Annotated in this window: 12 protein-coding genes; 3 read left to right on the top strand and 9 right to left on the bottom strand. The window is 71.0% G+C overall.

Going from position 1 to position 13,243, the window contains the following annotated elements; translation table 11 throughout:
- Positions 1 to 343: 343 nt before the first annotated feature.
- Together ACFC79_RS18970 and lhgO are read right to left on the bottom strand one after the other, a co-directional pair.
- Positions 344 to 1,783 (bottom strand): MFS transporter, encoded by a 1,440-nt coding sequence (locus ACFC79_RS18970; protein ID WP_376241493.1) that lies wholly within the window; start codon positions 1,781 to 1,783, stop codon positions 344 to 346.
- 99 nt (positions 1,784 to 1,882) lie between these two features.
- Positions 1,883 to 3,130, bottom strand: coding sequence for an L-2-hydroxyglutarate oxidase (gene lhgO, locus ACFC79_RS18965; RefSeq protein ID WP_376241491.1), 1,248 nt, complete (start codon positions 3,128 to 3,130; stop codon positions 1,883 to 1,885).
- 116 nt (positions 3,131 to 3,246) lie between these two features.
- Between lhgO and ACFC79_RS18960 the strand changes: the two genes are divergently transcribed.
- Entirely contained in the window at positions 3,247 to 3,906 is a 660-nt protein-coding gene (locus ACFC79_RS18960) for a GntR family transcriptional regulator (RefSeq protein WP_376241489.1), read from the top strand.
- Between the two features lie 608 nt (positions 3,907 to 4,514).
- On the opposite strand, the gene ACFC79_RS18955 is transcribed toward ACFC79_RS18960, so the two are convergent.
- The gene (locus ACFC79_RS18955; RefSeq protein ID WP_376241487.1) at positions 4,515 to 4,991 is read right to left on the bottom strand and encodes a DUF3995 domain-containing protein; all 477 of its coding nucleotides are present in this window, start codon (positions 4,989 to 4,991) and stop codon (positions 4,515 to 4,517) included.
- Here ACFC79_RS18955 and ACFC79_RS18950 point away from each other — a divergent pair.
- Entirely contained in the window at positions 4,978 to 5,217 is a 240-nt protein-coding gene (locus ACFC79_RS18950) for a hypothetical protein (RefSeq protein WP_376241485.1), read from the top strand. The genes ACFC79_RS18955 and ACFC79_RS18950 overlap by 14 nt on opposite strands.
- A 47-nt stretch (positions 5,218 to 5,264) precedes the next feature.
- On the opposite strand, the gene ACFC79_RS18945 is transcribed toward ACFC79_RS18950, so the two are convergent.
- The 6 genes from ACFC79_RS18945 to ACFC79_RS18920 all read right to left on the bottom strand — a co-directional run bounded on the left by ACFC79_RS18945 (position 5,265) and on the right by ACFC79_RS18920 (position 12,914).
- Entirely contained in the window at positions 5,265 to 6,167 is a 903-nt protein-coding gene (locus ACFC79_RS18945) for a hypothetical protein (RefSeq protein WP_376241483.1), read from the bottom strand.
- A gap of 742 nt (positions 6,168 to 6,909) precedes the next feature.
- Positions 6,910 to 7,761, bottom strand: a complete 852-nt coding sequence (locus ACFC79_RS18940) for an aminotransferase class III-fold pyridoxal phosphate-dependent enzyme (protein ID WP_376241481.1) — start codon at positions 7,759 to 7,761, stop codon at positions 6,910 to 6,912.
- Complete coding sequence (locus tag ACFC79_RS18935; protein ID WP_376241479.1) at positions 7,758 to 10,967, bottom strand: hypothetical protein; 3,210 nt, start codon at positions 10,965 to 10,967, stop codon at positions 7,758 to 7,760. Before ACFC79_RS18935 ends, ACFC79_RS18940 begins: the two co-directional genes overlap by 4 nt.
- Before the next feature lie 169 nt (positions 10,968 to 11,136).
- Entirely contained in the window at positions 11,137 to 11,688 is a 552-nt protein-coding gene (locus ACFC79_RS18930) for a hypothetical protein (RefSeq protein WP_376241478.1), read from the bottom strand.
- A 142-nt stretch (positions 11,689 to 11,830) separates the two neighbouring features.
- On the bottom strand, positions 11,831 to 12,196 hold the full coding sequence (locus ACFC79_RS18925; protein ID WP_376241476.1) for a S26 family signal peptidase: 366 nt from the start codon (positions 12,194 to 12,196) through the stop codon (positions 11,831 to 11,833).
- A gap of 196 nt (positions 12,197 to 12,392) precedes the next feature.
- On the bottom strand, positions 12,393 to 12,914 hold the full coding sequence (locus ACFC79_RS18920; RefSeq protein WP_376241474.1) for a hypothetical protein: 522 nt from the start codon (positions 12,912 to 12,914) through the stop codon (positions 12,393 to 12,395).
- Positions 12,915 to 12,948: 34 nt separating this feature from the next.
- On the opposite strand from ACFC79_RS18920, the gene ACFC79_RS18915 reads away from it, so the two are divergent.
- The gene (locus tag ACFC79_RS18915) at positions 12,949 to 13,209 is read left to right on the top strand and encodes a hypothetical protein (RefSeq protein WP_376241472.1); all 261 of its coding nucleotides are present in this window, start codon (positions 12,949 to 12,951) and stop codon (positions 13,207 to 13,209) included.
- The last annotated feature ends 34 nt before the right edge of the window (positions 13,210 to 13,243 follow it).

The following is a 13,243-nucleotide window of genomic DNA, read 5'->3' as shown; positions in this document are numbered from 1 at the left end:
ACGACGCAGACCACCGCGACAGAGCCGGCCCGAGTCACGGGCCGGCTCTGTCTCTCACTTCGTACGGCTGTCGGCGTTCGCCGTCACCGGTCGACCGCTCGGCTGCGAGGCGGCCTCGTCCGGGAGCAGCAGCCGGGGCGGCGGAGCCGCACTCCGGCGTACCCGGAGCGCTCGCACGGTCACCTCGCCCCCAATCGAGTGATCCGTAGGGGCAACAAGCCTGGCTTGAGCAGGATTCAGTGGCAAAGAGGAAGACCGGCTGCCACAGGACAGGTGCCCTGACTCTTCGATGCCTCATGGCCATCGCCGCCACTGACCTGTCGCCATGAAAGTTGAGCGTTTCTCACCGGCGGTTGAGCGCGTGTGGGTCCACTGTCCGATTCGCGCCGCTGAATGCGTCGTCCCGGTCCGGTGTCCGGCCGGGGGCCCGGTCGGTGTCGGAGTCCTGCCGTACGGCAGGTGGGGCGGCCGGGCGGGTGCCCTGGTCGAAGGCGGCGCCGATGGCGACCACGACGGCTCCGGCGATGAGGATGAGGGAGACGCCCCAGGTGGCGTGGGTCGCGCTGGCGCCGACGATGGCCAGGGCCGCCAGCGGGGCCAGACCGCCCGAGAGGGCGGCGCCGATCTCCCGTCCGGTGCCGACTCCGCTGACCCGGACGTCCGGCGGGAACTGGCGGGAGAGGAAGGAGCCCTGCGGGGCGAACATGGCCGGTGCCAGCACGCCTGTCGCGATGATCAGGCACAGCCAGATCACGGTGGAGTTCTGGGTGTCGAGCAGAACGAAGAACGGAAAGGCGAAGAGCGCCGAGGCGATGCCGCCGCCCGCGAGCACCTTGCGGCTGCCGAAGCGGTCGCTGGCCCAGCCGAAGAACGGCACGGTGACGATGGCGGTGGCACTGGCCAGGGCGATGCCGAATGCGCCGACGCTCGGTGAGACGTCTTGGTAGTCCGCGAGGTAGGCCAGTGAGAAGGTCTTGAAGATGTAGCTGAGGGCGTTGTATCCCAGCGAGACGGCCAGGACCACGAGGAGGCCGCGCCGCTGCTTGCGCAGCAGGGTGACGAACGGCATCTGCGGGGCGGTGTCCTGCTCCTGCGTCTTCTTGCTGCTGTGGAAGTCGGACGATTCGGGTACGCGGCTCCGCACCCACAGGCCCACGCCCGCGAGGGCGAAGCTCGCGAGGAACGGGACGCGCCAGCCCCAGGTCAGAAGTGTCTTCTCGTCCAGGGAAGTGAGCGCCGTGACGGTCAGCGACGACATCAGCAGCCCGAGGTTGAGTCCCAGGGCCGGCCAGGCGCCCTGACGGCCGCGTCGGTTCTCGTCGGCGTGCTCGTAGGCGACCACTGCCGCGCTGCTGTACTCGGCTCCGGCGCCGAGGCCCTGGAGGATGCGCAGGATCACCAGGGCGGCCGGCGCCGCGATGCCGGCGGTGTCGTACGTGGGCAGCAGTCCGATCAGCCCTGTGGAGATGCCCATCAGGACGAAGGTGATGATCAGTACGTTCCGTCGGCCGATGCGGTCGGCGAGGTGACCGAACATGATGCCGCCCAGCGGGCGGGCCAGGAATCCGGCCGCGAAGGTGGCGAAGGCGGCCATGGTGCCGGCCGCGTCGTCGGTCTGCGGGAAGAAGATCTTGCCGAAGACCAGCGCGGCCATGGAGGCGTAGAGGTAGAAGTCGTACCACTCCAGCGCGGAGCCCACGATGGTGGCGGTGGCAACGCGGCGGCGGGCGACGGCGGGGGACGGTCCGGGGTCCTGAGCGGCTGTGTGCGGGGCGTTCGCCATGGGCTGTCCTCGATCACCGTTGGAAGAGAGGGGCAGGGGCAGGGAAGGGGAAGGGGCGGCGGGTCCTGTGCCGGCGGGCGGGGAGCGGCCGGGCCGAGGTCAGGCCTCGGCGGACTCTTCGCGCACGGCCCGGGCGGAATCCCCGTGGCCGAGCTGTTCGAAGACGTCGGCCGCGATCCGGCTCCCGATGCGGAGGCTCGATGTGGCCGCGGGTGACGGCGCGTTGAGCACGTGGACGGCGCGCGGGGTGCGGTTGATGACGAAGTCGTCGACCAACTGCCCGTCCGCCGTGACCGCTTGTGCGCGTACGCCGCTTCCGTGCCGCCGCATGTCCTTGCTTTCGATCTCCGGGACCAGGCGGCGGACGTCGCGGACGAACAGCGGCCAGAGGAGCGACCGGCTGATCTCGGTGACCCCATGTCGCCAGAATCGCCGCGCGAGATGGCGCAGGGCCGGGTCCCGCAGCAGCTCAGCCACCATGCGGGGGTCGACGTCGCGCCAACGGTAGCCCTGGCGGGCCAGCGCGGGTACGGCGTTGGGCCCCACATGGACCGAGCCGTCGAGCATGGGGGTGATGTGCACGCCGAGGAAGGGCAGTTCGGGGTCGGGCACGGGGTACACGGGGTTGTTGACCAGCCCTCGGCGGCCGGGCCTGATTTCGGCGTACTCTCCGCGGAAGGGCATGATCCGTACCGTAGGGCGGTCACCGGCCGCAGCCGCGATCTTGTCGCTGTGCAGGCCCGCGCAGTTCACGAGGGTCCGGGCCCGGAGTTCCTCACCGGGCGTGTGGATCACGGTCCGGTCCGCGGTGGCGGTGAAGGAGAGCGCCGGTGACCCGAGGCGCAGCTCGGCGCCCAGTTCGGTCAGCTCGGCCGCCAGCGCCCGGCACACCAGGGCGAAGTCGGTCATCGCGGTGTCGGCGACCGACAGCGCGGCCACCCCGGAGACATGCGGTTCCCGTTCGGCGAACTCGGCGCGGCTCAGCCGCTGCACCGTGACACCGTTCGCCCGGCCGCGCTCCGCGAGCGCGTCCAGGCCGGGGAGTTGCGCCGTGGATGTGGCCACCACGAGCTTTCCGGTGCGTTTGACGGGCACCTCGTGCTGCTCGCAGTACCGGATCATTTCCTCGCCGCCGGCCCGGGCCAGCCGGGCCTTGAGGGAGCCGGGCGCGTAGTACAGGCCGCTGTGGATGACGTTGCTGTTGTGCCCGGACTGGTGGGCGCCCCAGCGCTCCTCCTTCTCCAGGACCGTGACGGACAGGCCGGGCCGGGCCCGCAACAGCGTCCGGGCTGTGGCGAGCCCGAGCAGTCCTCCTCCGATGACGGCGACGTCGACGGCACGTGACATCCTGCAGCCCTTTCTGATGGCGCGAACGCGAGATACGCAGCGACTGTATACATTCGCTGCGAGCGGAGTGAATGTATACAGTCGCTGCGTGGGTGCACAAGAGATAGAGTGCCGAGGTGACCCGAGGAGCCCGCACCCCCAGCTCGAGCAACAGCGCCGGTGTCATCGCCGATCGGCTACGCACAGCCATCCGCGACGGCGGACTGCTCCCTGGCACCCACCTGGTGCAGGAGAAGCTCGCGACCGAGCTGAAGGTGAGCCGAATCCCCCTGCGCGAGGCCCTGCACGCGCTGGCGGCCGAGGGCCTGATCGAATTGCAGCCGCAGCGCGGGATGGTCGTCGCCGAGCTCAGCCACGGCGAGATCGCCGAACTCTTCGAACTGCGCCTCCAGCTGGAACCGCACCTGGCCGAGGAAATCGTGCGCGGCTGCCGCGACCGGGACATCGACGAACTCCAGGACCTCGCCGACGAGATGCGCCGCCAGGGCGCCGACGCCGCGAGCCGGGCCTCCCTCAACTACGAGTTCCACCGGCGCGTATACGCCCTCTCCGAACAGCGGCTCACCCTGCGCTTCGTCGACCAGTTGCTGCACCTCGTCGAGCCGTACAGCCGACGCTGGGCGCGCTCGGGCCACGACCTCGAACGCATCGACGACGAACACCAGCGGATGGTCGACGTGTTGCGCGACCGTGACGCCGCCGCGCTGCGCCGCGTGATCACCGCGCACGTTGAAGGCGCCCGCGATCACGTCATGGCCGCCCACCGGGAAAAGTGACCTTCGGGCCGTTGCCGACGGCCGGACTCGCGGGCGCGGTAGTGAATTCGGCCGCAGTCCGGCAGCGCACCGGGCTGCGGGCCCCGCGCGAAGTACCACCCAGTCCCCGGGAGCTGGAACAGCACCGGAAGGGGCGTCGACTCCGCCCCGGCCGGCTCACGGCTGCGCTGTGCGCGACCCTCCGCGCGTACCGGCGGGCCGGGCGCCGGGTGCTCCACCCGGGCACGGGGCCGGTCGTGCGCCGGCTGCGGGGGCGGAGCGGCCCGGAGGCGGTCCACTCGGCCCGGGTCGGCTTGCGCGGCGCGGATGTCCGTCCTCGCTTCCCTGTGCCGGTACTTCGGCGTGCAGGATGTTCGCGAACTTCTCCGAGGGCTGTCCCGTAATCCCTGGCGAGCGTGCGACGACAGCTACGGCACCTCGCGGCGCTGTCGGAACCTCCGCATACACCCAGTATGCGGAGGTCCCTCCGCCTTGCGACGCACCGCATCCGACGCCGCGCGCTGATCGACCACGGATTACGGGACAGCCCTGGGCCGACGGATCCGGACGTCTTCACCGTGACGGAGTCGCCGTCGGCGAGCAGACGGGGCAGGAGCGGTGGCAGCACGTCAGGGGCGTGGGCCGATTCGATGCGCGGCGGTGAGGACGGGCGCGCGGCTTCGACGAGCGCGGTCATCCCCTCTGCGGTGTCCGCAGCGACCAGGACACCGATACCCACGCCCTGGCCGAGGAGTTCCACGACCGGCTGCGCGGCCGCGCCGGGTGGTGGCGACTGCGGTCGTGGCCGCGATCGCGAGACGGAGTGGCGAATAGGCGATCCGGTCAAGGCGCCGGAAGTGCGGTGGGACCGATCCCGGGGACAGCAGGTCGGTCCGCCCCGAGAGCCCGGCCGCACCGCGCACGCCGAGCACGGCCGCGACGCCGACCGCGCCGAGCCGGGACAGCGCCGGGCGCCGCCGAGGCCGTCCCGCGACCGGCAACGCCGCGGTTCCCAGCGCGCCTGCCACCGCGAAGCACGCCACGGGGCCGGGGGCGCCGCTCACCGGCGTCACCGGCCGCAGGACGGCCGACGTGCCGCTGCTCATCGGCACCACCGTCGACGAATTCCGTACCCCCTCGTCGGCCGCGGACGAGCTGAGCGAGGAGTCCCTTCACACGGCGGTCGCCGCGGTGGGGCTGGAGCCCGCCGATGTCGCCGACCCGGTCGTCGGCCACTTCGGCCGGACACCGGCCGGCCGGGCGGAGGCCGCCGGGGTCACCACGACCACCGAGCCGAGCTTCGACAGGGCCGACACCATCGAAGAGGCATGACACACCTCCAAGCCCGGCCCGCGCCATCCCCGCCGAGCCTGAGGCGCTCAGAAAGTGCTTCTCCATAGTTCCGTGTCGGAGATGGCCAGCCGGCCCGGTCGCTGAGTGGCGGTGTCCGGGACGACCGCTTTCACCAGGGGCTGGTCGCCCTTCTCCAGGGTCACCTTCGTGCCGTCGAACTTCGGCGCTTCGGCGCTGACGACCAATCGCAACTTGGCCTCCAGCCGTTGCGCCGTCGCATAGTCGTCGACTACGAGACAGAGGACTTCGGCATTCTTCGCGGCGGAGGTCGCCTGCTGGCCCACAGCGGCCAGAGATACCGGGTCGGAGGAACGGGACGGGGCGAAGTCCGCACGGTAGACGTCTCCCAGGCACTCGGCCGCGCGCCGGTATTCCTTGTTGTCGGCCAGGGAGGAGCCCTTCTTCGGAGTGACGGTCGGGACACGTTCGGAGTCCCTGGAGGAGTAGGAGATCTCGTCCCGCGAGACCTGGATGGAAATCCCCGTGTTCCCGGGACGCGTCCAGACTTTCTCGCCGTCCTTTTCGCTCTGCGTGTAGCCGTCGGACTTCAGCCGTTTGGTGATCGCCGTGGCATCGAATGAGCCTTCCAAGTGGCCTGTCCGGTCGGTGTCGACCGCGGTGTCGATCTGGGTCACTTTCAGGGTCTGCCCCAATGGCCCGGGCCCGTACTGGTTCAGCAGGACGCTGCTCGGATGCGCGACGGAGCTGAACCGCTCCGAGTCGCCGCTACTCAGTTTCCGTACCCTGGCAGCGTCGAGAAAGGTCACCTGCTTGACGCCGTTGTCGTCGACCAGGGTTCCGAGCCCACCCAGTAGCTTGGAACGGTTGTCTCCGTCGTCGGAGCCGGACGAACAACCGGTGAGCGCAGCCAGAAGGACAGTGGCGAAGGCGACGGCGCCGACGGCCGATCCGCGTGCTGTTATCCGCATGCTCAAGGACCCTATATCGGTGTCCGTCGCCGTGTCGGTGAGCCGACGACGTCGCCGCTCGACAGCGGCGGGAGCGCAGTGCATCCCAGCCACCGGGGTCCGGGTGGGCGGGCATCAGGTGCCGTCCGAGGCCGAGCAGGCTGCCTGCCGTTCGCCAGGGGCACCAATGCCTCGGCGAGCCGGATCGGCCCCGGCAATCCGTACTCGTCCTGGTCGGTGAGCCGCCGGCTGTTGAGGAAGGCGGTGCCGTGCACGGTGAAGTCGGCGAATCCGTCGTGCCGTCGCCGCCCAGCCGGTCCACTCCGACACCGCACGCTCGGGCGGGTCGGGCTGCGGCGGGCGGCCCCCACCGGTCGTGGGCGGGCCCAGGGCCGTCGAGGTCGCCGCTCGGTGGCAGCCTCGCGGCGGTCCAGTCGTAGACGCGTGATCCTTTTCCGCTCCGATGTCACGGCCACCGACGACGATTCCCGGCAAGAACCTGAACTCGCAGTCCTACGCAAGGGTTTCGCCCTCGTGCCGACCGCCGTGGAGATCACCAACCGACTGACCACAGCCACCCCGGCATGAGAAGACGAGCAGCGGGCGAACGTTGCCTGATGCGGCACTGGAGGTCGTACATGTTCGTCCGGCCGCGTGCGTGGTGACGTCCGGCGGGCCGACAAGTCCCCAACAGGCTGGTCGGGACGTCGGTGAGGCGATGGGGCAGGTCCATCAGCGGCGTCACCACGCCACATCCTCGCTGTCAGGCGACGGCCGCTTCGAGGGCCACGCGGACGCACTCCAGGGTGTGGTCCACGTCCTCCTCGGTGGTCGCGGCGTTGAGCCGCCGGTCGCCTGTGGGGAGGGCGGGCTGGAGCACTCCCTGTGCCGGCAGGGAGGTGTGGTAGCGCGCGTACCGTTCGCCGTCGGACTGCATGGCTTCCCGGAAGTTCATGGGCGCGTCGGCTCGGAAGCAGACGCACCACTCGGATCCGAGGCCCACCACCACGGCCTCGGCCCCGGTCTCGGCGATGGCTTTCTCGATGCCGGTGCGCATACGTTCGCCGCGGGCGTGGAGGATGCGGAAGACGTCGTCGGTCTCCATGATCTCCAGCGTCTTGTTGGCGGCGGCCAGCGCGTATGGTGAGGCGTTGTACGTGCCGTCGATGGTGGCCTCCGTCTTGGAGCAGGCGCCGAGGTGTCCCATCACGGCGTCGGAACCGGCGAGCCCGGCCAGCGAGTATCCGTTGGCGACGGCCTTTCCGAAGGCGGTGAGGTCGGGTGTGATCCCGCAGATCGACTGGTAGCCGCCGATCGCCGCGCGGAATCCGGTCTTCACCTCGTCGAAGACGAGCACCGTCCCATGGCGGGTGCACAGTTCACGCAGGAGTTCGAGGAATCCGGGCCGCGCGGGCACACAGCCGAAGCTGTGGACGTAGCCCTCGGCGAAGGCGGCCTCGACCCGGGCCTCGATCTGGTCACGCTTGCCGACCCAGGTCGGGGCGCTGCGCCGCGCGGCCCGGTCCCGGGTGGGGGCGTCGACCCCGACGCCCGACGCCTCCGGGCCGGACGCGTCGAGCAGGCGGCGCAGCCCCCCGCCGCCCTCATGGATCAACGGCGGGTCACCTCGTCCGGTGGCTGCACGCTGCCGCTGACCACCAGGAAGTCGGTCGTCACCGGGGAGAACCCAGGGCCCTCGGCGGTGATGATCCGGGGCCCGGTCTCGTCCTTGGCGAGGATGAGCAACTGGCCGATGAAGGTGCCGTCCGGCAGCGGAACCGTCGGCGCCGCCGCCGCGGTGATTCCCGGCTTCCAGGTGAACCGCACCGGCACGCCCGGCGGGAAGTCCTTGCCGCGCACCGAGGTGACGAAGCCGGGCTTGCCGACCTCCGGCACCGCGACGATGCGCGGTTGGAGGATGCGCAGTCGCTCCCGGGCGGTGTTGTCGCTCTTGTCGGCGTCCGTCCCGGTGGTGGTGAGCTTGCCGGTGACCTGGGCGGTCAGCGCCTTGTCGGGGCTGAGGACGACCCGGACGACAGTGCTCGCACCCTGGTCCAGGTCCGGCAGCACGCACACCCAGGACTTGTCGCAGCCCTCCGGCGGCCCGTTGTTCGGGATGCCCTCGGGCAGGCTGATGTGCAGCCGCAGCCCGGTCGCCAGCGCGTTGCGGCCGTTGCGCACGGTGTACGTCACCACGACGCGCCCGCCGACGTAGCCGGGGTTCGGCTGGGCCGTGAGGCGAAGTCCCGGCCCGGCGTCGGGCTCGGGCGGCGTCGGGGGCACCGTGGGCGGTGGCGTGGGTGTGGGCGGCGTGGGTGCGGGGGGCGTGGGTGTGGGGGTCGTCGGGGGCGGGGCCTCGACGACCGGCACCACGGTGCGGCCGGCGTTGTCGCTGGGCCGCGGATCGAGGACGCTGCTGGTGACCGACCAGTCGATCGGCGCGTCGCCGGGCATGACGCCGGTGACGGTGACGGTCACCGGCACGGTGGTGTCGGGTTGGACCACTCCGATGTCGCACTGGAGGGAGGCGGCGTCACAGGAGCCTCCGGGATGCGACAGCTCGGTGATCCGCGCGCCGGGCGGCGGCGCGGCGGTCAGCTTGGTGCCCGGGGAGGCGGCGGGGCCGTTGTTCACCACGTCGACGCGGATGGTGGTGGTCTTGCCGACGGTGACCTCCGGGACGGTGCCGGGCGCCTGGAGCGCGAGGTCCACGGACTGCTGGACGCTGGGTTCCTTCTGCCGGCCCGGGAGTTCCGCGGTGAGCGAGGTGAGGTCGCCGGACTCGACGTCCAACAGGCTCAGCTTCTCAGGGCTGTTGATGGCGGATTCGGCGCGGGAGCTGATCACCAGGCCCTTGCCGTCGGCCGTCCAGGCGGCGTCCCGCGGCTGGAACGGTCCGGTGACCGAGGTGTCCGGGAGCTCCGCGTGGCAGCCGTCGGGGACGTCGCGCGCGGCCGTGGGCACAAGCACCTTGCACTCGTCGCCCGACAGGGACGTCAGGAGGATGCCGTTGCGTTTGTCGCCGTCGTAGCCACCGCTCCTGCGGTTGAAGGCGAGGCTGAGCCCGTCCGGGGAGAACGCCGGGCTGTCGTCGACAATCGTGCAGCCGCCCGGGCAGATCGCGGCGCTCAGATCGCGCTGCCGGCTCAGATCGTTCACGGGCACGGCCCAGATGTGCTTGTTCCCGCCGTTCCCGTCGATCACCTCGGTGCGGGTGAAGGCCAGGGTGGTGCCGTCGGAGGACCAGGCGGGCTGGGCGTCGTTGCCCCGGAGCTGCCCGGCCGGCGGAGTGATCCGGCCGGTGATCGCACCCGTGGCCGCGTCCGCTATGAGGATACGGCTGGGGCCCGCGGCCTCCCCGACGCCGCCCGGCGAGGTCCGGGCGAAGGCGAGGTACTTGCCGTCCGGGGAGAACGTCGGGTCGGTGTCCCAGTCGTTCGCGCCGCGCTCCGCGAGCGGCATGGACGCCGCGTTGGAGCCGTCGGCGTCGACCATCCAGATTCGCTCGATCCGGCCGTCGGGACCGTCCTCGAAGCGGGTGACGGCGATCCGGCGGCCGTCGGGCGTGTAGGTCTGCCGCTCGGTCCACGGGTCGTGCTCGGCCTCGGGCTGGAACAGCGGGTCCTTGGTGGGATCGGTGTTGGTGTCGGCCGCCGGATCCTCGTTGAGGATCGTCACATCCAGGTCGCGGGGGTCGGACCCGTCCATGCGGGCATCCTGCAGCGTCACCACGTGCGCGCCGGAGAGGTCGTCGTTGGGGTCGTCGTTGGGGTCATCCGCCGTGGTGCGCTCCACCACCACGCCGCCGCCGTCGAGCGGTCCCCGCCAGGTGGGCGACAGGACTTCCCGGTCCTCGTTGAGCACCAGCTCGGGCTCCTGGACCGAGTGCGCCACCGACTTGAACACGTGGTCGTAGTCGCCCCGGCACGTGCAGGTGGTCTCGGGGCTCAGGAACACCAACCGGTCCCCGTCGGGCAACCACGATGCCCCGTGGCCACGCCACTGCGCGTACGCGCCCCCGAGCAGTGGTTCGTCGGAGGTCCCTGCCGCGTTCGCCACCCGCAGCCGGGGCACGCTCCGCTCGTTCTCGGTCGTCGTGGCGGTGTATGCGATCCAGTCCCGGTTCTCGTCGTCGTCCACCGGGTTCCACACCGGCTCGGACGCCCTGCCGTTGGCCGGGGAGGTGATCCGGGTGGCGGTGCCGCCGTTCAGGGGCCGTACGTAGATCTGCGCTCCGATCAGCGGGCTGCTGTCGCTGGAGTACGCCAGCCGCTGCCCGTCGGGGGAGACCGTCGGGTACTCCTCGTCGGAGGGTGTGTCGGTGAGCCGTGTCAGGCCGGTGCCGTCGGTGCGTACCAGCCACAGGTCGCGCTGCGTCCCCCCGTCCGCGCCGCCGGGTTCGGCCGAGTCGAACACCACGGCCTGGCCGTCCGGCGTCAGCCGGGGGTGCGCCGCGTCCCGGCCGCCGGTCAGACGGCGTACCGAACCGTCCGCGGAGCGCAGGTAGACCTGTGGGTTCTTCTCGTCGCGGCGGCTCGCGAAGACCATCCGGTCCCCGAGGGCGGCCGGCTGGATGTCGTTGTGGGCGGGGCCGTCACCGAACAGCGGCGTGCTGGAGGTGGTGGAGGCGACCATGCCGAGGCTGCGGTGCCTGGTGCCCGCGAAGACGACCCGCGTGTCCGCGGCGTCTGCCGCCCGCGGGGCGGATTCGGCGCCGCCCTGTCCGGAGGCCGCCGTCACCCCGAGCAGCGGGATCAACAGCAGCAACGACGTTCCGAGTCTTCCCAGCCAGTGCCGGCAGCCGAGGTCAGCCGTTGTCATTACGGTCCCTTCGCAGTCTGCTGCGGCATCCCGATGTACCCATCCGGATCGCCCCGTCCACCCTGCACCAGCCGTGCGCGGCACGGCAGGGCGGCAGGGCCCTACCCGGGGGAGGCGTCCGGTGTACTTTCGGGCAGTGCCTGCTTCCCGTACGACGTCAGCGCAGGTGTCAGATCAGCCCGTCGCGTGATGCGCTGCCCACCGCGTGGGCCCGGTCGCGCAGTTGCAGCCGCGTGTTGATCTCGTGCGGGACGTTCTTGACGGTCGGCGGCGGCGTCGTCGAGCCGGCCGGCCTCGGGACGCCGGCGCATCTGGTGGACGACGCCGACGCGCGGAACCGCATCCGCGGCTGACATCTCGTGGGGGTGCAGTCGGTGTGTGGGCCGGGGCTGGGTTCTTCCTCGCTTGAGACCGTGTGAGCGCGGGTTCGCGGGGGCGCAGGGCTGCCGGTCTGGGCATGTTTCGTTCTCGTCGGGAGTGCCTCCGCGTTCCTCGGATACCGTCCGCTCAGAACGCGAAGGCCACACGGCCGGGCACCGGCGCTGACCTGGCAGCAGCTGAAGCCGATCGCCACGAGCGGGCCGCCGGAGTACTTGGGGTGGAGCGAGCCGAAATCGTCGGCGTTGAAGTTGTGGATCACGTCGCGGAACCGGTTGTCACTGGTGAACGACACCTCGGCGATATTCGCGACCGGCATGCCCTGGGCGGACAGCAGCACCATCTGCGCGCGCCGCCAGGTCACCACGGAACCCGTGCCTCTGCGGACTATCCGCAGTAACCGCCGGCCCTCGTCGTCATCGATCTCGCGTACTCGTTCTGCCACCTGCATGGCTTGGCGGCCCGATGCCGCTGGAGCGCGGTGTTCAGGAGGAGTCGTTGGAATCGGCCGCGAGCGTCTTGCCCTCGACACCTGACCGGGAGGCGCCGTCGACCTCCGTACAGATGCCAAAGACACGATCGTGGCTGGTCCAGCCGTTGACGCGGCCACGGTTGTTGCTGATCTGCACCCGCTTCCGGGCGAGGTCCACAGACGACACCAAGTGCAAGTAGACCGTCCCTGCGACACGGGCGAGGACAATGTCCCCGACCTCCAACTTCGCCGGGGCGACCGGAGCGACGACCACCTGCTGCCGACTGCGTATCAGCGGGACCATCGAGGAGCCGCTGGGCCGGAACGCCACGGTGGCCCCGCCAGCAACCCTGCCTCCCACTGCGTCCAATGCACCCATCCGACGATCATGGCAAATTCCCCTGCATCAACCCACCGATTTACTTCTCCACCCTCCACCAGCAAGGCGAACGTTGCCTGACGCGGCACTGGCGGACGCCGACCCGCAGGTCCTTGGCAATCACCGAGCCCGCCTCGCCCTGGGCGAACCTCTCGGCCGCCATGGCATCAAGGGCCGTGCCGACCAGAGAGACCGATCACCAGGGCACCATCATCGATCCGGCGCCGGGCGAGCACGTGGCGATGCTGCGCAGGCCCGCGGCCGGACCCAGACTCACCTCGCTGCGCGGCAAGATCGAGGTGGGCGACCGGGCCCCGACTCCCGAGGTCGCCGCGGCCAGCTCGCGGTCACGCGGCAGCGGTGGGCCGTCGGGCAGCAGCCCAACCCCGTCGCCGAGGCGTTCAGTTCCCGCGACCGCGCGGGCACCCACCTCAACTTCGGAGACGTCGAACGCGGCCCGGTCGTCGTCGACCGGGCCATCGCCGCCGTGCAGTCCGCCCCGCTCGGCACAGCCGACCGCGACCTCGCGGCCGGCATCCTGAACCTGCGCGGGATGGCACTCGCCGGACGCCTCCAGGACAAGGCCGAGGGCAAACGCGAGGCCCAGCGGCACATCGAGTCCGCATGGCGCGCCGCCGGCTCGTTCCCGCGTGACATTGACGCTCACGGCCTCACGTCCGGGCCGCGGAACACGTTCACGCACGTCCTGGCGACCCACGTCGACCTCGGTCGGCCGCAGGACGTGCTCGCCCTTGCGGACGACCTGGGCGAAGCGCTTGAAGATCTGCCGCCGACCCGGGTCGCACCGACCCGGAACAACGCCGCGCGCGCAGCTCGACCTCGGCGACCGTGACCGCGCATTCGAGAACCTGTCCCATGCGTTCGACGCGGCACCCCAGATGGCCCGCATCCACCCCACGGGCCGCGAGGTACTGCGCGTCCTGGCCTCCCTGCACCGCCGTGCCAACCCCGAACTGACACGACACTCCCGGCTCTCCGGCATCCGCCTCTGAAACCCGCGGCAAGCCCGCCGCCTCGCGGAGAGGC

Source organism: Streptomyces sp. NPDC056061, from assembly GCF_042266885.1.
Taxonomy (GTDB): domain Bacteria; phylum Actinomycetota; class Actinomycetes; order Streptomycetales; family Streptomycetaceae; genus Streptomyces.
This window is presented reverse-complemented; position numbering and strand designations above follow the sequence as displayed.

Coding starts and splice junctions, on each gene's coding strand:
- ACFC79_RS18970 (WP_376241493.1), bottom strand. CDS start 1,783: ATGGCGAACGCCCCGCACACAGCCGCTCAGGACCCCGGACCGTCCCCC.
- ACFC79_RS18925 (WP_376241476.1), bottom strand. CDS start 12,196: ATGGGTGCATTGGACGCAGTGGGAGGCAGGGTTGCTGGCGGGGCCACC.
- ACFC79_RS18930 (WP_376241478.1), bottom strand. CDS start 11,688: ATGGTGCTGCTGTCCGCCCAGGGCATGCCGGTCGCGAATATCGCCGAG.
- ACFC79_RS18945 (WP_376241483.1), bottom strand. CDS start 6,167: ATGCGGATAACAGCACGCGGATCGGCCGTCGGCGCCGTCGCCTTCGCC.
- ACFC79_RS18955 (WP_376241487.1), bottom strand. CDS start 4,991: ATGAGCAGCGGCACGTCGGCCGTCCTGCGGCCGGTGACGCCGGTGAGC.
- lhgO (WP_376241491.1), bottom strand. CDS start 3,130: ATGTCACGTGCCGTCGACGTCGCCGTCATCGGAGGAGGACTGCTCGGG.
- ACFC79_RS18935 (WP_376241479.1), bottom strand. CDS start 10,967: ATGACAACGGCTGACCTCGGCTGCCGGCACTGGCTGGGAAGACTCGGA.